Annotated in this window: 12 protein-coding genes and 1 pseudogene; 11 read left to right on the top strand and 2 right to left on the bottom strand. The window is 72.2% G+C overall.

Annotated elements, in window-relative coordinates:
* The first annotated feature begins 27 nt into the window (after positions 1-27).
* Positions 28-963 (top strand): ATP-binding cassette domain-containing protein, encoded by a 936-nt coding sequence (locus ACZ7OH_RS46000; protein ID WP_470286694.1) that lies wholly within the window; start codon positions 28-30, stop codon positions 961-963.
* A complete protein-coding gene (locus ACZ7OH_RS46005; RefSeq protein WP_470286695.1) occupies positions 960-1,727 on the top strand; it encodes an ABC transporter permease in 768 nt (255 codons plus the stop codon). Before ACZ7OH_RS46000 ends, ACZ7OH_RS46005 begins: the two co-directional genes overlap by 4 nt.
* On the opposite strand, the gene ACZ7OH_RS46010 is transcribed toward ACZ7OH_RS46005, so the two are convergent.
* Entirely contained in the window at positions 1,705-4,830 is a 3,126-nt protein-coding gene (locus tag ACZ7OH_RS46010) for an ATP-binding protein (RefSeq protein ID WP_470286696.1), read from the bottom strand. The genes ACZ7OH_RS46005 and ACZ7OH_RS46010 overlap by 23 nt on opposite strands.
* 211 nt (positions 4,831-5,041) lie before the next feature.
* On the opposite strand from ACZ7OH_RS46010, the gene ACZ7OH_RS46015 reads away from it, so the two are divergent.
* The 9 genes from ACZ7OH_RS46015 to ACZ7OH_RS46055 all read left to right on the top strand — a co-directional run bounded on the left by ACZ7OH_RS46015 (position 5,042) and on the right by ACZ7OH_RS46055 (position 18,101).
* Complete coding sequence (locus ACZ7OH_RS46015) at positions 5,042-8,659, top strand: LamG-like jellyroll fold domain-containing protein (protein ID WP_470286697.1); 3,618 nt, start codon at positions 5,042-5,044, stop codon at positions 8,657-8,659.
* A gap of 19 nt (positions 8,660-8,678) precedes the next feature.
* Positions 8,679-9,701 carry a LacI family DNA-binding transcriptional regulator gene (locus ACZ7OH_RS46020; RefSeq protein ID WP_470286698.1) on the top strand — a complete coding sequence of 341 codons (1,023 nt, stop codon included), beginning with the start codon at positions 8,679-8,681 and terminating at the stop codon, positions 9,699-9,701.
* Positions 9,702-9,731: 30 nt separating this feature from the next.
* On the top strand, positions 9,732-10,985 hold the full coding sequence (locus ACZ7OH_RS46025) for a sugar ABC transporter substrate-binding protein (RefSeq protein WP_470286699.1): 1,254 nt from the start codon (positions 9,732-9,734) through the stop codon (positions 10,983-10,985).
* A 4-nt stretch (positions 10,986-10,989) separates the two neighbouring features.
* Positions 10,990-11,946 (top strand): carbohydrate ABC transporter permease, encoded by a 957-nt coding sequence (locus tag ACZ7OH_RS46030; protein WP_470286700.1) that lies wholly within the window; start codon positions 10,990-10,992, stop codon positions 11,944-11,946.
* Positions 11,943-12,761 carry a carbohydrate ABC transporter permease gene (locus tag ACZ7OH_RS46035; protein ID WP_470286701.1) on the top strand — a complete coding sequence of 273 codons (819 nt, stop codon included), beginning with the start codon at positions 11,943-11,945 and terminating at the stop codon, positions 12,759-12,761. Before ACZ7OH_RS46030 ends, ACZ7OH_RS46035 begins: the two co-directional genes overlap by 4 nt.
* 31 nt (positions 12,762-12,792) lie before the next feature.
* Positions 12,793-14,796, top strand: a complete 2,004-nt coding sequence (locus ACZ7OH_RS46040; protein ID WP_470286702.1) for a glycoside hydrolase family 31 protein — start codon at positions 12,793-12,795, stop codon at positions 14,794-14,796.
* The gene (locus tag ACZ7OH_RS46045) at positions 14,793-16,697 is read left to right on the top strand and encodes a glycoside hydrolase family 127 protein (RefSeq protein WP_470286703.1); all 1,905 of its coding nucleotides are present in this window, start codon (positions 14,793-14,795) and stop codon (positions 16,695-16,697) included. Before ACZ7OH_RS46040 ends, ACZ7OH_RS46045 begins: the two co-directional genes overlap by 4 nt.
* Before the next feature lie 79 nt (positions 16,698-16,776).
* Positions 16,777-17,214, top strand: coding sequence for an ATP-binding protein (locus tag ACZ7OH_RS46050; protein WP_470286704.1), 438 nt, complete (start codon positions 16,777-16,779; stop codon positions 17,212-17,214).
* Positions 17,215-17,768: 554 nt separating this feature from the next.
* Positions 17,769-18,101, top strand: a complete 333-nt coding sequence (locus ACZ7OH_RS46055) for a helix-turn-helix domain-containing protein (RefSeq protein WP_400893397.1) — start codon at positions 17,769-17,771, stop codon at positions 18,099-18,101.
* 257 nt (positions 18,102-18,358) lie between these two features.
* Here ACZ7OH_RS46055 and ACZ7OH_RS46060 read toward each other — a convergent pair.
* Positions 18,359-18,822 (bottom strand): annotated as a pseudogene (locus tag ACZ7OH_RS46060) (IS5 family transposase); the annotation flags it as partial.
* Between the last annotated feature and the right edge of the window lie 266 nt (positions 18,823-19,088).

Consider the following 19,088-nt stretch of genomic DNA (forward strand, 5'->3'; position numbering starts at 1 on the left):
AGGTCACGGGCGGACGAGAGGAGAACCGTGACCACCCCGGCGATAGCGGCCAGCGGGCTGCGCAAGTCCTTCGGCGACCAGGTCGTGCTCGACGGCATCGACCTGCACGTCACCGAGGGCACCATCTTCGCCCTGCTCGGGCCCAACGGCGCGGGCAAGACGACCGCCGTCCGGATCCTGTCGACGTTGATCCACTCCGACGGCGGGCAGGCGTCGGTCGCGGGGCACGACGTGGCCGCCGAGCCGGACGGCGTCCGCGCCGCGATCGGCGTCACCGGGCAGTTCTCGGCGGTCGACAACCTGCTGACCGGCGAGGAGAACCTGCTGCTGATGGCGGACCTGCACCACCTCGGCCGCGCCGACGGGCGGCGGAAGGCGGCGGGCCTGCTCGAGCGGTTCGACCTCGCCGAGTCCGCGGGCAAGCTCGTCTCGGCCTACTCGGGCGGGATGCGCCGGCGGCTCGACCTGGCGATGACGCTCGTCGGCGCCCCGCGCGTGCTGTTCCTCGACGAGCCGACCACCGGGCTCGACCCCCGCAGCCGGCACACGATGTGGCGGATCATCCGCGACCTCGTCGCCGGCGGCGTGACCGTCTTCCTGACGACGCAGTACCTCGACGAGGCCGACGAGCTGGCCGGGCGGGTCGCGGTGCTCGACCACGGGCGGGTGGTGGCCGAAGGCACCCCGGACGAGCTCAAGCGGCGGGTCCCCGGCGGCCACGTCCGGCTGCAGTTCGCCGACGCCGAAAGCCTCGATGCCGCCGAGCGGGCGCTCGGGGAGGGCACGCGGGACGAAGCCGCGTTCACGCTGTCGGTGCCCGGCGACGGCGGGGTCCGCTCGCTGCGCGGGCTGCTCGACCGGCTGGACGGCGCGGGGGTGGACGTCGGCAGCCTGTCGGTGCACACGCCGGATCTCGACGACGTCTTCTTCGCCCTCACGACCGAGAAGGAGGCCGTGCGATGAGCTACGCGGTGCGTGATTCGGCGACCATGCTGCGCCGCAACCTGCGGCACCTGCGCCGGTACCCCGGGATGATGATCATGTCCCTGGGCATGCCGGTGCTGCTCCTGCTGCTGTTCGCCGGGGTGTTCGGCGGCGCGATGCAGGCGGGCGTCCGCGGTGGGGCGTACGTCGACTACCTGGTGCCGGGGATCCTGCTGATGACCGTCGGGTACGGCGCGTCGATGACGGCGCTGGCGGTGAACCGGGACATGACCGAGGGGATCATCGCGCGGTTCCGGACGATGGCGATCGCGCGGGTGTCGGTGCTGACCGGGCACGTCCTGGGTGCGGTGCTCCGGACGGTGGTCAGCGCGGTGCTGGTCGTCGCGGTGGCGCTGCTGTTCGGGTTCCGGCCCGCCGCCGGGCCGGGTGGCTGGTTCGCGGCGCTCGGCGTGGTGCTGCTGCTGGCGCTCGCGTTGACCTGGCTCGCGGTCGCGGTCGGGTTGCTGGCGAAGAACGCCGAGGGCGCGAACCTGTTCATCCTGGTCGTGCAGGTGCTGCCGTTCGTCAGCAGCGCGTTCGTGCCCACGGACACGATGTCGGGAGCCGTGCGCTGGTTCGCCCGCAACGAACCGTTCACCCCGGTCATCGACACCCTGCGCGGGCTGGTGCTGGGCACCCCGGTCGGCGGCAGCGCCTGGGTCGCCGTCGCCTGGTGCGCGGGGTTCGCCGTCGCGGGGTACGTCTGGGCGCGGGCGTTGTTCAGGCGCGATCCCGCGGCCTGAGCGTCAACGCGGCGAGGGCGGCTGCGCGCAGCTCTTCGCGGCCGAGGCCGGCGTATTCCGGCACCGCGCCGGTGTACGCCGGCTCGTCGGCCCGTTCGGCCACGGCCCGGATGCGGGCGGAGGACATCGTCGGGTGGAAGCCGCGCACGTACCGGAAGCGCTCGGCGAGGGCGATCATGCGCACCGCCGCGGCCCGCTCGCCGGCCGTTTCCGCGCGGTCGAGGTCGGTCAGGGCCAGGGCCAGCAGGAGGGCGCCGGAGACCGGGAGCGACGTCGCGGGGTCTTCGAGCAGGCCGGGCAGCGCGCGGGGGAGCTCGCCGGTGATCTCGGTGACGAGGTCGAGGCGGCCGTGGTGGGCGTGGGCGACCACGGTGACGGCTTGGGTTTCCCACGCCCAGCCGTCGGCGCCGGGCCCGGTGTCCTTTGTGGACCGCAGCCGGTCGGCGGCCTGCCGCCACAGGCGCAGGCCCGTGTCGGCGTCGCCACGGGCCAAGGCGATCTCCGCGCGGGCGCCGACGTCCACCATGGACGCTCCGGCCACCTCGCGGCCGCCGGTCAGCATGGCCTGTTCGAGCCAGTGCTCCGCTTCGTCGATCGCGCCGAGCTGGAGGTTGGCCAGCACCAGCGCACCCCGGACGCGGGCGGCGCCGGGCCAGGCGCCGGTCTCGTCGAGCACCGCGAGCACGGTGCCGATCGACCGCCGGGCTTCCTTCCCGCGTTCCAGCTCCAGGCACAGTTCCCCGACCCGCGCGTGGGCGACGGCGCGCAGCCACGGCGACTCCCGGTCGTCGAACACGGCGACCATGCGCTCGGCCGCGGCCAAGGCGCGCTCGGGGGCGTCGAGTGCCGACCACGCGTAGCTGGCGACGCCCTCGGCCAGCCCGGCGACGAGCGGATTCTCGTTGCCGCACAACGCGAACAGCGGGGCGAAGTCCGGTGCGGCCACGGTGCGGAGCACCGTCTCGGCGGCGTGGACCAGGGTGCCGGGTGCGGCGGGCGGGAGGCGGCGGAGGGCGACCAGCGCGCGGGTGGGCCGGGGGCCCTGCAGCAGGAAGCTGTTCACCGCGCTCAGCACCAGGGCCGCGCGGGTCGCGGCCACGAGGCCGGGCCCGGGCCGGAAGTGGGAGAGGAGCCAGGCGGTGTCCTCGACCAGCGCGGCCATCCGGCCGAAGTTCGACTCGAAGGTCCACAGGCCGCCCAGGACGGCGGCGGTGGCCGCGACGGTCGCGCCGTCCTCCTGGTCGAGCCCGTGCCGCAGCGCGTGCACCAGGTTGTCCTGTTCGGCGCCGACCCGCCGCATGGCCGGGACGAGGTCGGCTGCGAAGAGGGATTCGTGGTGGGCCAGGGAGAAGTCGACGGCCCAGGTGAGGAACGCGGTCGTGCTCCGGTCGGTCTCGCCGGCTTCCTCCCGGCGGGCGGCGCTGAACTCGCGGAGGGTCTCCAGCATCCGGAACCGCGTGCCCGCCGGGGTGTCCAGCACCTTGAGCAGCGAGTGGCCGGCGAGCCGGTCGAGCAGGTCGACCGCGTCGGCGCCGAGCAGATACCGGGCGGCGCCCGCGGTGAAGCCGTCGGGGAAGACCGACAGGGCCCGCATGGCGGCCTGCGCGCGCGGGTCGAGGAGAGCCCAGCTCCAGCCGATCACCGCCGCCAGCGTGCGGTGCCGCGGCGGGGCGTCGCGGGCGCCGCCGCGCAGCAGCGAGAACCGGTCGCCGAGGTGGTGGGCGATCTCGGCGACGGACATGACACGCGTCCGCGCCGCGGCCAGCTCGATGGCGAGCGGCAGGCCGTCGAGGTGGGTGCACAGCTGCCGGACGGCCGCGTCCGGCAGGTCGAGGTCCGGGCGGAGGGCGCGGGCCCGCTGGCGGAAGAGTTCGGCGGCGGTCGCCGGATCCAGTTCCGGCAGCGGGTGGACTGACTCCGAAGAGAGGCCCAGGGGTGTCCGGCCGGTCGTGAGCACCCGCAGGTCCGCGCTGAGCGCGACCAGCGTCCGGACGAGGTCGGCGACGCCACGCACGACGTGTTCGCAGTTGTCGAGCACCAGCAGTGCCGGGCCGGGGCCCAGCGCGTCGAGGATGCCGGTCACGGTGTCGCGCGGTGCGGGCGGGTGGCTGCCCGGCGGGCCTCCCGTGTCGGCACCGCCGACCGCCGAAGCGACTTCGGCGGCGACGTCGTCGTCGTGGGTGACTCCGGCGAGCGGTACGAAGTGGACGGTCCGCTGTTCGGCCCGGCGGCTCACCGCGTGCGCCAGCCGGGTCTTGCCCAGCCCGCCGGCGCCGACGATCGACGTGACCCGGGACGTCCGCAGCAGCCCGGCGACGGCGGCCAGGTCGGTGTCCCGGCCGAGCAGCGGGTTCGGCTCGTGCGCGATGCCGTGGCGCACCACGGGGGCTTCGCCCTGCAGGAGCTGCTGGTGCACCTCGCGCAACGCGGGTCCGGGGTCGGTGCCGAGCTCGTCGCGCACCCGGCGCCGGTAGTCCTCGTACCGGGCCAGCGCGGCGGCGGGCCCGGCCGTCGCGGCTTCGCTGCGCAGCAGTTCGACGAGCAGTTCCTCGTCGCGCGGTCGTTCGGCCGCCAGCTCGGTCAGCTCGTCGACCACCTCGGCGGCGCGGCCCAGCCGCGAGCGGCACAGCGCCCGGGCCCGGACCAGCCACCGGGCGGTCGACGCCCGGGCCGTCCTCAGCGCGCCGAGCGGATCGGCACTGCCGGGGTCGTCGCGCGGCGTCCAGAGCGCCAGGCCTGCTTCCGCTTGGGCGAGCGCGGCTTCGTGGTCGCCGTCGCGGGCGAGCCGGGCGCAGGCGGTCGCGCTGAGGAGCAGCGCGCCGGTGTCCACCTCGCTTTCGGCCAGGGTGAGCCGGTAGCCGGCCGGCGTGGCCTCGATGACGTCGTGGCCGAGCTGGGCCCGGGCGCGGGACACGAGCACCTGCAGCGCCTTGGCGGGGTGTTCCGGCCGCTCGTCCGGCCAGAGCCCGTCGATCAGGCGGGCGGTGCTCGCCCCGGTGCGGAGGTCGTCGGCGAGCAGGGCGAGCAGCCCGCCCAGGCGGGGGCTGGTGATCTCCCGGCCGCGGTGGGCCACCCGCGGCAGCAGGACCAGCTCGATCGTCACCGCATCAGGCTAGCGGCGCCGGCTGGTGGCGCTCCCGCGGTCGAGCCGCCGTCACAATCCGGCGTCGTCGGCACTCGATCCGTGAAGGGTCTTGCCACCGGATCGTGTTAACGCTCACAATGTGCGCTTGAGGCTGGCCGTCGAACCGGTTCGATGATCACCGCCTCGGTCGACACGCTCAGCCGTTCGGACCTACTCAGGAGCAGCGACGATGGTGCTATCGAGAGGAACGCGGACGCCGGTCCGCACGGTGACGCTGGTGCTGGCCGCCGCCCTGCTCGGCGCCGGCCAGCTGTTAGCGCTACCAGCGGTGGCGGCCGAGGCGCCGGGGCCGCTGGTGCACTACGACTTCGACACCACCGACCTGGGCACCGGGGTCGTGTCCGACTCCTCCGGGCACGGGCTCGACGGCACGCTGGTCAACGGCGCCACCGCCCAGGTCGTCGCCGGGGCCGGCGGTGGCGGCGCGCTGGCCCTGCCCGGCGGCGCGCCGACCTCGAACGGCGCCTACGTCAAGCTCCCGCGCGCCGCCCTCGGCAGCGCACCCGATGTCACCGTCTCCGTGCGCGTGAAATGGGACAACGCGAACGCCGCGCCGTGGCAGTGGCTCTTCGCGCTGGGCAAGGACACCACGAAGTACCTGTTCGCGACGCCGTCGAACTCCGACGGACGCCTTCGCGGCGCGGTCACCACCGCCGGCGGCGGCGCCGAGGCCCAGGTGACCGGCTACGCCGCGCTCCCGACGACGTGGCAGACCGTCACGGTGACGCTCGACTCGGCCGCGCACCGGCTCACCGCCTACCTCGACGGCGCCGCCGTCTCGTCGGCGAGCACCGACGTCACCGCCGCGCAGCTCGCCGACGCGGGCACCTCGTTCGCCGGCTACCTCGGCAAGAGCTTCTACGCCGACCCCTTGTTCAAGGGCGCGATCGACGACTTCCAGATGTACGACAGGGCGTTGTCCGCCGCGCAGGTCGCCGAGCTGGCCGGACCGGCACCCGCCGTCACCGGCCTGACCCGGACGAAGTTCGACCTCCGCGCCACCGTCGGTACGCCGCCCGCGCTCCCGGCCGCGGTCCGCGGCACGTTCGGTGACGGCTACGACCGGGACGTGCCGATCCAGTGGTCCACCGTGGACCCGGCGGCCTACAGCCGCCCGGGCGCGTTCACCGTGCCGGGGACGGCCGCGGGCCGGGCGGTGACGGCGTCGGTCACGGTGGTCCGCGACGGCCAGCTGACCATCGACCTCGGCAGCGACACCGGGCCGTTCCACGGCGGCGCCGCCGGCAGCCTCTACGGCCTGTACGGCGACGGCGTCCCCACCGACAACCTCATCGAAGGCATGCACGTCCGGACGATCGCCACCAAGGCGCAGGACGGCCCCCAGCACCCGGGCGCCGACGCCCTGGAAATCGTCAAGCCGCTGGCGGACAGCACGAACGGCGACGTCTACGTCTACATGACCGACATCCACCGCGGCTTCCCCTACCAGTGGCCGGGAAGCACCCCCGAAGAGAAGCTGCGGCTCTACTCGGAGAAGATCGCCAAGCAGGTCGACCAGGTCCTCAAGCTGGACCCGAAGTACCGGGACAACGTCGTGTTCGTGCCGTTCAACGAACCCGAAGGCAACATGTTCGGCACCGGGGAGTGGAGCTACAACGGGGTCAGCTGGCTGACGAACCCGGCCGACTACTTCGCCGCGTGGGACCAGACCTACCGGCTGATCAAGGGCAAGCTGCCCGCGGCGCGGATCGCCGGGCCGAACACCAGCGTCCTCTACGACCAGGTCAAGGGCTTCCTGCAGCACGCCGTCGCCGCCGGCACCGTGCCGGACGTGATGACGTGGCACGAGCTGAGCCACCCCGAGCAGATCCGCACCAGCGTCGCGAAGTACCGCGGCTGGGAGGCCCAGGTCTTCGCGGGAACGCCCCATGCGGGCAAGCAGCTGCCGATCAACATCGACGAGTACGCGTTCAACTACCACACCTCGGTCCCGGGCCAGATGATCCAGTGGGTCTCCGCGATCGAAGAGTCCAAAGTGGACGCCGACATCGCGTACTGGAACATCGACGGCAACCTGTCCGACTCGGCCGTGCAGGCCAACCGCGGCAACGGCCAGTGGTGGCTCTTCAACGCCTACGGCGAGATGAGCGGGCACACCGTCGAGGTGACCCCGCCCTTTCCCGGGCAGAACTACTCGCTGCAGGGCGTCGCGACCCTCGACCCGGCGAAGGCCCAGGCGCGGGCGATCTTCGGCGGCAAGGACGGCAACGCCTGGGTCGAGTTCGCGAACGTGCCGAAGGCACTCGGCGGCACCGTGCACGCCTGGATCCGGGAGATCCCGTGGACCGGGCAGATCGGGGACTCGGCCCAGCCGGAGCTGATCTCCGAACGTGACGTCAAGGTGCGGAACGGCGTGGCGGCGTTCGACTTCGGCGGTTCGCTGCCGAAGCTGAAGGAGTCGTCGGCGTACGAGATCGTGCTCAGCCCGGGCGGCACCGGCGCTCCGGCGGCGGCGAGCCCGAAGCTGTGGGAGCAGCGCTACGAAGCCGAGGCCGCCACCTACACCGGCTCGGGCTACAGCAAGAACGGCCCGGAAGGCTCCCCGAACGACGTCTCGAAGTTCTACACCTCGGGCGGTTACGACGTGGGCGGCCTCCGGACCGGCTCCGACGGCGTGCTGAGCTTCGGCGTCGACGTGCCGGGCGACGGCACCTACGACCTGAGCGTGTTCGCCAACTCCCTCAACACCTACGACCTGGTCAAGGCGAACGGGCCCACGAACGTGTTCCTGCGCGTCGACGGGGCGGCCGAACAGGAACTGCTGCTGCCGCTGGGCTACAAGTGGGTGGTCTGGGACCACGCCGACACGAAGGTGCGGCTGAGCAAGGGCAAGCACACGCTCTCCCTCGCCGCCCGCAGCCTCGACGGCACCCGCGCGACGCAGGGTGACGCGATCGTCGACAGCCTCCAGCTGTCGCTGCCGAACCCCGCCGCGGCCACTTCGGTGTACGAGGCGGAACTGGCCACGACGTCCGGCGGGAAACCGGTCTACGGCCCCGGCTCCGGCGCCGGCACGCTCCGGCTCGGCCGCGGGGACACGGCGACGTTCTGGGTGTACTCGCCGCAGGACGCCGAGTCGACGCTGACCGTGCGCGGCCTCGGGCTGACGAACCTGGTGGTCAACGGCCAGGACGTCCGGAAGGTCGCCGGCACCGGCTCGGCCGCGGTGTCGCTGTCCGGCGGCATCAACAAGGTCACCCTCACCGGGGTCGCGGCGGCGTCCTGGGTCGACCGGCTCGACGTGCGCCGGACCGACGGCGCGCTGCCCGTGAAGACCTACCAGGCGGAGAACGCCCAGCTTGCCGGGACGGCGCAGGTGACCGCACTGTCCCATGCGGACGGTGGCCAGGCGGTCACCGGCGTGGGTGGTGCGCCCGGCAACGGCAACACCGTGACGTTCCACGTCACCGCCGACCGGCCGGGCACCTACGCGCTGCGGATCCGCTACGCCAACCCGGAGCAGTCGGAAGCCACGCACTACAACCCGGATCCGCTGGCCCGCCACGCGGACATCTCGGTCGACGGCGGTGCGGCGCGGCGGGTGCTCTTCCCGCACAGCTTCCACCAGAACAACTTCTGGGAGCTGACCGTGCCCGTCCAGCTGAAGCCGGGGGACAACACCCTCTCGTTCCGGTCCGAGGAGCTGCCGGACTTCGACGGCACGACCTACGCGTCGGACACCTACCCCGGCGTCCTGCTGCGGTCGCCGTACGCCCCGGTGCTCGACCGGATCGCGATCGCCCCGTTCAGCGCCCCGGTGCGCTGAGCCACCTTCGGAGGAAACAGTGGTCACCATCGGCGACGTCGCCAAGGCGGCGGGGGTCTCCCGCAGCACGGCGTCCTACGCCTTCTCCGGCAAGCGCCCGATCTCCGCGGAGGTCCGCGTGCGGGTGCAGGACCTGGCCCGGCAGCTCGGCTACACGCCGAACGCCGGCGCCAGGGCGCTGGCCACGGCCCAGACCATGGTCATCGGCCTGCTCGCGCAGTTCCTGGAGGACGAGTTCAAGCCCGCGATGCTGCAGTACATGCTGGGCGTCTCGGACACCGCGCGCGAACTCGGCTACGACACGCTGCTGGTGACGGAGTCCGACGGGGCGCACGCGCTCGACCGGATCACCAGCTCCCGCATGGTCGACGGGATCGTGCTGCTCAACGTGGCCCACGAGGACGACCGGGTCCCGCTGCTGCGGGCGGCGCCCCAGCCCGGCGCGCTCGTCGGCCTCACCCGCGACCCCAGCGGCGTCGACGTGTTCGACCTGGACTTCGAAGCCGCCGGCCGGCTGATGGTCGGGCACCTGCACGCCGCCGGGCACCGCGAGCTGATCCTGGTTTCCCAGCCGGAGCACGTCGTCGAGCGAGGCGGTTCGTACGTCTGGCGGCTGCGCAACGGGGGCCAGGACGAGGCCGAGCGGCGCGGGATGGTGCTGCACGCCGTGTTCGGCGCCTCCCGCCAGCCGGAGGTGGGCCGGGAGCTGCACGCCCTGCTCGACGCCCACCCCGGCGTGACCGGGCTGCTGCTCAACAACGAGGCGGCGGCCGCCGCGCTGCCGTCCGTGCTGCACGACCGCGGGCTGCGCGCGCCGGAGGACCTGTCGGTGATCGGCCGGTACTCCGACGAGTTCGCCCGCACCTTTTCCCTGCCGTTCTCGTCGATCGACAGCGCCCCGGACCGGCTGGGCGAGCTGGCCGTGCGCCAGCTCGTCCACCGGATCGAGACCCTGGAAGCGGGCGAGGAACCCGACGTGCTGCACCTGCTCGCGCCCGAGCTCGTCGACCGCGGCAGCACCGGCACCCCGCACCGAAGCTGACCCCCTTCACGCAGTTCAAGGAGGAATACCGTGAAGCCTTCACCCATCCGGCTGGCGGCCGCCGCCGGCACCCTGGCGCTGGTCACCGGCCTCGCCGCCTGCTCCTCGTCGTCCGGCGACGGCGGGGCGGCCGGCGCCACGCCCACCACCTACACGTGGTGGGACCCGTACCCGCAGCACGACGCGTCCTCCGGCTGGGCGAAGCGGGTCGAGGCGTGCGGAACGCAGGCCGGGGTGAGCATCAAGCGCACCGCCTACGACACGACCGCGCTGACGAACCAGTCCCTGCTCGCCGCCCAGGAGGGGACCTCGCCGGACGTCATCCTGCTGGACAACCCGGCCGTCTCGACGCTGGCCGACACCGGCATGTTGTCCACAATGGACGATCTCGGCGTCGACACCAAGGGGATCGACCAGAACCTGCTCGGCGCCGGCGTCGTCGACGGCAAGACCTTCGGCGTCCCGATCGGGGCCAACACGCTCGCGCTGTACTACAACAAGACCGTCCTGGAGTCGGCCGGCGTGGACCCGGCGTCGATCAAGGACTGGGCGAGCCTGACCGCGGCGCTGCAGAAGGTCACCGCGGCCCACCACAAGGGCATCACGTTCGCCGGCATCGGCACCGAAGAGGGCACGTTCCAGTTCCTGCCGTTCTTCTGGGGCGCCGGCGGGAACCTGCGTCAGCTCGACTCGCCCGAGGCGGTGGCGGCGCTCGACCTGTGGACCGGCTGGCTGAAGTCCGGGTACGCGCCCAACTCGGTCATCCACGACTCGCAGAACACCAGCTGGGAGGAGTTCCTGACCGGCGAGTTCGGCTTCGCCGTCAACGGCACCTGGCAGGTCACCAGCGCGTCGAAGGCCAAGTTCCCGACCGGTGTCGTCCAGCTCCCGGGCCGCTCCGGTGGCGTGGCGCCGACCCCGACCGGTGGCGAGTTCCTCACCGCGCCCGTGCAGAAGGACACCAAGCGCTACGAGGTGACCAAGAAGATCGTCGACTGCATGACGACGCCGCAGGGCATGGTCGAGACGGCGAACACCTTCGCCTACTACGTCCCGCCGACCCGGGCCGGCCAGGACGCGCTGCTGGCCCAGCACCCCGAGCTCAAGCCGTGGGTCGATGCCGTGCGCACCGCGAAGGGCCGCACCGCCGACAACCTCGGCACCAAGTACCCGAAGATCTCCGAGCCCCTTTGGACCGCGGTGCAGAACGCGCTCAGCGGCGCCAAGTCCCCGCAGGACGCGCTCGGCGAGGCCCAGAAGGCCGCGGCCAAGGCGGTCGGCTGACGCCATGCCCACCACCAGTACGACGTTGCTCGCCGAGCGGTCGAGCGCCCGCTCGGCGAGCCCGCCGCCGCGCCGGGTGCGCCGCCCGGCGCGGTGGGCGACCGCCGGCTTCCTCGCGCCGCTCACCGCGTACCTGCTGATCTTCTACGTCTACCCGCTCTACCGGAACATCGACCTCAGCCTGCACCACTACAACGCGCGGGCGTTCGTGCAGGGCAACGCGAAGTTCGTCGGCGCGGACAACTACACGGCGATCTTCTCCTCGCCCGACTTCGGCCTCGCGCTGGGGAACACGGCCGTGTTCACCCTCGTGTCGATCGCCTTCCAGTACGCCATCGGCCTGGCCTTGGCGGTGTTCTTCCGCGGCAACTTCCGGCTGTCCGGGCTGCTGCGGGGCCTGTTCCTGGTGCCGTGGCTGCTGCCGCTGATCGTGTCCGGCTCCACCTGGGCCTGGATGCTGGGCAGCGACAACGGGATCGTCAACGCGGTCCTGCGGGCGTTCGGCCTGGCCGGCATCGACTGGCTGACCTCACCGCACTGGTCGCTGACCTCGGTGGTGATCGCCAACATCTGGCTCGGCATCCCGTTCAACCTGGTGATCCTGTACTCCGGGCTGCAGAACATCCCCGCCGAGCTGTACGAAGCCGCCGAGCTCGACGGCGCGACCGCGTGGCAGAAGTTCCGCCGGATCACCATGCCGATGCTCCGGCCGGTCTCGGCGATCACCCTGCTGCTCGGGCTCGTCTACACGCTCAAGGTGGTGGACATCATCTGGATCATGACCACCGGCGGGCCCGGCACGGTGTCGACGACGCTGGCGGTCTGGTCCTACCACGAGGCCTTCGGCACCGGGCAGCCGGACTTCTCGCCCGCCGCGGCGATCGGCAACCTGCTGATCGTCATCGCGCTGGTGTTCGGCTTCCTCTACGTGCACCTACAACGACGTCAGGAGCGGTCATGACCCGGCGGCGCGGGGGGTGGAAGACGGCGCTCGGCGTCGTGCTGGCCGGGCTGATGCTCTTCCCGGTCTACTGGATGGTCAACGTCTCGCTCACCCGGACCGAGGACATGCGGACCGATCCGCCGCACTGGTTCCCGTGGAACCCCACGCTGGACGGGTACGCGAACGCGCTGGGCGACCAGCTGCCCGCGCTCGGCACCAGCCTGCTCGTGGGGCTGGGGTGCGTGGTCCTGACCGTGCTGATCTCCGCGCCCGCCGGCTACGCGCTGGCCAAGCTGCGGGTGCGCGGGGCCGGCACGGTCAACTTCGTGCTGCTGGTGGCGCAGATGATCCCGAGCGTGGTGATGGCGATCGGGTTCTACGCCATCTACGTGCGCCTCGGCTGGCTCAACACGCTGTGGGGCCTGGTCGTCGCGGACTCCACGATCGCGGTGCCGTTCGGCGTGCTGGTGTTCACAGCGTTCATGTCCGGAATCCCGGGGGAGCTGATGCAGGCGGCGAAGATCGACGGCGCCGGCACCGTCCGGACGTTCACCTCGATCGTGCTGCCGGTCAGCCGCAACGCCGTGATCACGGTGTCGCTGTTCGCCTTCCTGTGGGCGTGGTCGGACTTCATCTTCGCGTCCACTTTGGACCGCAACGGCTCAATGATCCCGGTGACGCTGGGCATCTACCGGTACATCGGCAACAACACCACCGAATGGAACTCGATCATGGCCACCGCCGCGGTCGCGTCGGTGCCGGCCGCGGTCCTGCTCGTCGTCGCCCAGCGGTACGTCGCCGGTGGCGTGACGGCGGGCGCGGTGAAGGACTAGCCACCTCCCTTCCGAAGCAAGGAGACCGAACTTGGTCAGGTTCTTCCCGGCGGAGACCGCGCTCGAGGTCCGCCACCGGCACGAGGTGCTCACCATCGAAGCCTGGGGCCCCGACAGCGTCCGCGTGCGCGCCGCGCAGTTCCGGCTCCCGGCCGAGAGCCACGGCGCGCTCGACCGGCCGCCGCCGTCCGAGCCGCCGGTCATCAAGACCGCCGACCGGCACGCCGTCTTCGTGCACGGCGAGCTGACCGTCGACGTCGTGTTCGACGCTGGCGCCGCCTACCCCGAGCCGCTGCTGACCTTCAGCCGCACCAGCACCGGCCAGGAGCTGCTCGCCGAACGCCGGGAGCACTTCTGGCTGCCCGGCGCCCGGTTCTTCCAGGGCAACCGGTCCGGCGCCCACGAGATCCACCAGCAGTTCGCCGCCTACGACGACGAAAAGCTGTACGGGCTCGGGCAGCGCACCCACGGCCGGCTGGACCTCAAAGGACTGTCGCTGGACTTGGTGCAGCGCAATGGTGAGGTCAGCATCCCGTTCGTGCTTTCCAGCCGCGGCTACGGTCTGCTGTGGAACGTCCCGGCCGTCGGCCGGGTGGAGTTCTCCGACAACGCCACGCGCTGGACGGCCGGCCAGGCCCGCGAGATCGACTACTGGCTGACCGCCGCGCCGACGCCCGCCGCGATCCTCGCCCGCTACGCCGACGCCACCGGCCACAGCCCGGACCTGCCGGAGTGGGCGAGCGGCTTCTGGCAGTCCCGGCTGCGCTATCGCTCCCAGGAGGAGCTGCTGGACGTCGCCCGGGAGCACCACCGCCGGGGGCTGCCGATGTCGGTCATCGTCGCGGACTTCTTCCACTGGAGCGCGATGGGGGACTACCGGTTCGACGAGACCGAGTGGCCCGACGTGCCGGGCATGGTCGCGGAGCTGGACGGGCTGGGCATCAAGCTCATGGTGTCGATCTGGCCGACGGTGTCGCCGCTTTCGGAGCACTTCGACACCTACCGCGACCACGGTCTGCTCGTGGGCACCGACCAAGGGGCCGAGTTCCACCAGACCATCCAGGACAAGGGCATGGACGTGCCGATGCCCGTCGCCTTCTACGACCCGACGAACCCCGAGACCCGCGCGTTCGTCTGGGACCTGGTCCGGCGCAACTACCTCGACCAGGGCATCTCGGTGTTCTGGCTCGACGCGTGCGAACCCGAGCTGAACCCGGCGCACCCGGGGAACCTGGCCTTCCACGCCGGCCCCGGGGCCGAGGTCGCCTCGATCTACCCGCGCGACAACGCCCGCCTGTTCGCCGAGGGCATGGCGGCGGCCGGGCGCGAGCCCACGGTGCTGCTGTGCCGGTCGGCCTGGGCGGGCTCGCAGAAGCACGGCGCCGCCGTCTGGTCCGGGGACATCCCCGCCACCTGGCAGTCGCTGCGGCAGCAGATCCGGGCGGGGCTGAACATCGCGATTTCGGGGATCCCTTGGTGGACCACCGATATCGGCGGGTTCCACGGCGGCGACCCGGCCGACCCCGCCTACCGCGAACTGTTCGTCCGCTGGTTCGCCTACGGGGTGTTCTGCCCGCTGTTCCGCCTGCACGGCGACCGCGAGCCGCGCACGCCCACTGGGTACGCCATGACCGGCGGCCCCAACGAAGTCTGGTCCTACGGCGACGAGGCCTACGAGATCATCGTGGGGCTGCTCGACCTGCGGGAACGGCTCCGGCCCTACCTGCACGAACAGCTGCGCGCCGCCGCCCGCGACGGCGTGCCGCCCATGCGGCCGCTGTTCGTCGACCACCCGGACGACCCGCGGGCGTGGCAGGTCGAAGACCAGTTCCTGCTCGGCCCGGACGTCCTCGTCGCCCCGGTCACCGAAGCCGGCTGGCGTTCCCGGCCGGTGTACCTGCCCGCCGGGACCCGCTGGGTCGACGCGAGCGGTGCGGTGTTCGGCGGCGGCACCACGGTCGAGGCCGCCGCGCCCCTCGACCGGATCCCGGTGTTCACCCGCGAAGGCGCCGGCGTCCCGTGGGGGCCGCGGTGACCGAGACGACGACCACCGCCGGCGGCCGTCCCGTCGTGCCCTCCCGCGGCCCGCTGCGGCCGCTCGGGCTGCGGGAAACGACGCTGACCGGCGGGTTCTGGGCCGACCGCCAGGAGGTCAACGCCGTCGCGACGCTCGACCACTGCGAAGCCTGGATGGAACGGCTGGGCTGGCTGGCCAACTTCGACCGCGTCGCCGACGGGACGATCGGCCTCGGCCGCACCGGCTGGGTCTTCGCCGACTCGGAGGCGTACAAGCTGCTCGAAGCGCTGGCGTGGGAACACGGCCGCACCGGCGACCCCGCGCTGGACGAGCGCATCCGCCGGCTCACCGCCCGGATCGGCCGCGCCCAGGACCCCGACGGCTACCTGAGCACCGCCTTCGGGCACCCCGGGCAGCCGCCGCGCTACAGCGACCTTGAAGCGGGCCACGAGCTCTACAACGCCGGCCACCTCCTGCAGGCGGCCGTCGCGCGGCTGCGCACGTCCGGACCCGACGACCTCGTGGACATCGCGCGCCGAGCCGCCGACCACGTGTGCGAGCGGTTCGCGGACGCCGGCCTGTGCGGCCACCCGGAGATCGAGGTGGGCCTGGCCGAGTTCGGCCGGGCCCTCGGCGAGCCCCGCTACCTCGAGCAGGCCCGGCGGTTCCTCGACCGGCGCGGGCACGGCAGCCTGCGCGACATCCCGCTCGGCCGGGCGTACTTCCAGGACGACCGGCCGATCCGCGAGGCCGGCGCCTTCCGCGGGCACGCCGTGAGGGCCCTCTACCTGGCGGCGGCCGCCGTCGATGTCGCCGTCGAGTTCGACGACCGCGAACTGCTGGCGGCGATCGAACGGCAGTGGCGGCACACCGTCGCCCGGCGCACGCACCTCACCGGCGGCATGGGGTCCCGGCACCAGGACGAAGGGTTCGGCGAAGACTGGGAGCTGCCTCCGGACCGCGCCTACTGCGAGACCTGCGCCGGGGTGGCGTCGTTAATGGTGGCCTGGCGGCTGCACCTCGCGACCGGCGACGTCCGGTACGCCGACCTCATGGAACGGACCTTCTACAACGTCATCGCGACCTCGCCCCGCGCCGACGGCCGCGCGTTCTTCTACGCGAACCCGTTGCACCAGCGCGTTCCCGGCGCCCCGGGCGACGAGGACGAGGTCAACCCGCGTGCCGAGGGCGGCAGCCGCGCCGCCTGGTTCGACGTTTCCTGCTGTCCCACCAACGTGGCCCGGACGCTCGCGTCCTGGCCCGCCTACGTCGCCACCGCCGGCGACCGCGAACTGACCGTGCTGCAGTACGCGTCCGCCCGCATCGACACCGAGCTCGGCGGCGGCCGGTTCCGCCTCGACGTCGAAACCCGGTACCCGCACGACGGTGACGTCACGATCCGGGTGGAGGCAGCGCCGCCGGATCCGGTCACGCTGCGCCTGCGAGTCCCGCCGTGGGCGGACGGCGCGTCCCTCGAAGAGGACGGGCGCCGGCGCGAGGTGGCGCCGGGCTTGGTGGCGACGACCCGCCGGTTCACGGCAGGGGAGACGCTGCGGCTGCGGCTGCCCGTGCGACCCCGGCTCACGTGGCCCGATCCCCGGGTGGACGCGCTGCGGGGCTGCGTCGCGGTGGAACGCGGCCCGCTCGTGCTCTGCGCCGAGTCCGTCGACCTGCCCGACGGCGTCGGCCTCGACGCCGTCGGCATCGATGTCGCGGCCGGCGTGGTCGAGCGCGACGGGCGGACCGTGGTGCGAGCGAACGCGTTCTCCCCTGAAGATCCGGCCTGGCCGTACGGCCCGCGTGCCCGGCCCGGCCGCGGGCCGGCGTTCGACCTGCCGATGACCCCGTACTGGCAGTGGGCCGAACGCGGGCCGGCGGCGATGCGCGTGTGGCTCCCGGCCGGCACGGGCGACGGTTGACTCGGCTTCTCCCGGGGTACCGCCGAGTAGCGGACGTCTTCAGCAGCGAGGACGGAGACCCCGGAAGGGTTGGTTCCTCATGCCCGAGCCGAGCGAGGACCCGACGTCGTGGTCGATGGATCTGCGCGGTACCAGCGCGCCGGCGCTGGTCGAGATCCGCCGCTGGGCGTCGCGGACGCTGGCCCGGGTCGATGACGCCCACCTGGGCGACGTGCTGCTGGTGGCCACGGAACTGGTGACCAACGCCTACGACCACGGCAACGGGCCGCTGGGCGTCCGGATGAGACACACCCCGAGCCCGTGCCGGGTCTGGATCGAAGTCGACGACAACTGCCCGGACCACCCGGTGCCGGCCCCACCGTCACCCGAGCGCCTGGGTGGCCGCGGCATGTACATCGTGGACAAGCTCGCCTGCGCCTGGGGTGTGCTCGACCACCCGGCGGGCAGCAAGACGGTGTGGGCCGAGGTGTCCTGCGACGGCGTCGACGCGGTCCCGTGCGCGGCGACCCGTACGTAGGCCTCCGACACGCGTCAGAAAATCTATGCCGGTTGAAGTAGACATTGGGTTGCGGGTGTGTGTAGTGTTCTTCTCGTAACGAGGAAGACAACGTCAAGCAAGCGCGGGAGAGGACGTAACTACCCGCGAGTTGTGTGCAAGTGCAGTGGCAGGACCGGTCAGGTGGCCGGAGCCGATCAGTGAACGGGGCTCCGGGCAGTGACCAGCGGCGTCAGCGTGCTGGGACCGATCAGTGGAAGGGTCCCAGCGGTGACGCCAGCAGCAAGTGAAGTGGCAGTACCGAGTAAGTGGAAAACCCAGGAAAGAAGGGAACGGAGCCATCATTGGATCGCCCGCAGCGGCTGGGTAGTAGCGCCGCGCGGGTGCCGCAGTCCCATCGAGTTCGGAGGTGGTGCTCGGTCACGAGTAAGCGATCCCCGCGATACCCGGTTTTCGGCCGGACGCGGGTGCAGGAAGCCGGCGGTCGCGCCGGTTGACAATGGTGAAACCCAACCCTTTGAGGACCCCGGGTGCCGTGGACGGCACCCGGGGTCCTTTGTGATGCGGAGGTGGATTTGATTCCTGATCAGGAAGGGCCGGGCACGCCGAGCCGGGCCGACAAGTTCGACGACGAGCATTATCCGGCGTACACGATGGGCCGGGCCGCGGACATGCTCGGCGCGACGCAAGGCTTTCTGCGCAGTCTCGACGAGGCGGGGTTGATCACGCCGCAGCGTTCCGCCGGTGGGCATCGCCGGTACTCGCGGTACCAGCTGCGACTGGCCGCCCGGGTGCGGGAGCTGGTCGATCAGGGCACCGCGATCGACGCCGCCTGCCGCATCGTCAGTCTCGAGGATCAGCTCCACGAGGCTCAGCGCCTCAACACCGAACTCCGCGCCGGCGACTGATCTCGCCGGCCCGGCCACGACGTTTCGCGATTCTCGGGGCCGGCGGGCGGGCTATCGAAGCCGATGCCGCCGCCGGCCCGCCGGCGCTCTGTCCACGAAGGACCAGGCTCCGCGGTGCGGCCGCACCGGGCGATGGTGGTGCTCGCGCCGGCCCGACGAAGCTACTCCGTTGGCGACATCGCCGACGCCCGCTACCTCGACGTGCTCACCGCACGACCGGCGAACCTATCCGGACGGAGCACTGGCGCCCTGTCGCAAAGCCGGAGGAGCAGTGTGGCCAGGTCGATCATGCTCCGGTAGGAGATGGCGGTCTTGTCGAAGCGGGTGGCGATGGCGCGGAATTGCTTGGGGCGGCTGAAGCAGCGTTCGACGATGTTGCGGCGGCGGTAGGCGGCACGGTCGAAGGTTGGTGGGCGACCACCGGCCCGGCCGCGGCGTAGCCGGTTGGCTCGTTGGTCTCGGCGTTCGGGAATGGTCGCCGGGATGCGGCGCCGGCGCAGGTAAGTGCGGATGGCGCGGCTGGAGTAGCCCTTGTCCTGCTGGGCCGGCTCGCCGGTCGCTCCGGACCCCGGCGGCGGAACTCGACACCGGCCATGACCGTGGTGAACTGGGTGCAGTCGTTGACGTTGCCGCCGGTCAGCACCACCGACAAGGGCCGCCCGTGGCCGTTGCAGGCGAGGTGGATCTTGGTGGTGAGTCAGCCGCGGGACCGGCCGATGGCATGATCACCTGGCTCGCTCTGCCCGCCGCAGGATTCGCTCGCCCCCTTGAGTGAGACACCGGGCCACGGCGAGCACCGGCGGCGTGCTGATGCGCCCGCACGATGCTGGAATCCACCGACACTTCCCGGTCGAGTTCGTCGATCGCCTCGGCCGGCACCTGCACCTTCGCCACCAGCGCGGACGGGGTCCCGGTCCCAGCCACTGCTCATCGGTCAGCTCATGCCTCGCACCACGACCGAAGATCAAAGCAGATCACCCGAACCAG

This window comes from Amycolatopsis sp. NPDC114478, from assembly GCF_055633805.1.

Excerpts from the sequence above, each read along its gene's own strand:
- ACZ7OH_RS46005 (WP_470286695.1), top strand. The coding sequence starts at position 960 with ATGAGCTACGCGGTGCGTGATTCGGCGACCATGCTGCGCCGCAACCTG.
- ACZ7OH_RS46015 (WP_470286697.1), top strand. The coding sequence starts at position 5,042 with ATGGTGCTATCGAGAGGAACGCGGACGCCGGTCCGCACGGTGACGCTG.
- ACZ7OH_RS46030 (WP_470286700.1), top strand. The coding sequence starts at position 10,990 with ATGCCCACCACCAGTACGACGTTGCTCGCCGAGCGGTCGAGCGCCCGC.
- ACZ7OH_RS46035 (WP_470286701.1), top strand. The coding sequence starts at position 11,943 with ATGACCCGGCGGCGCGGGGGGTGGAAGACGGCGCTCGGCGTCGTGCTG.
- ACZ7OH_RS46050 (WP_470286704.1), top strand. The coding sequence starts at position 16,777 with ATGCCCGAGCCGAGCGAGGACCCGACGTCGTGGTCGATGGATCTGCGC.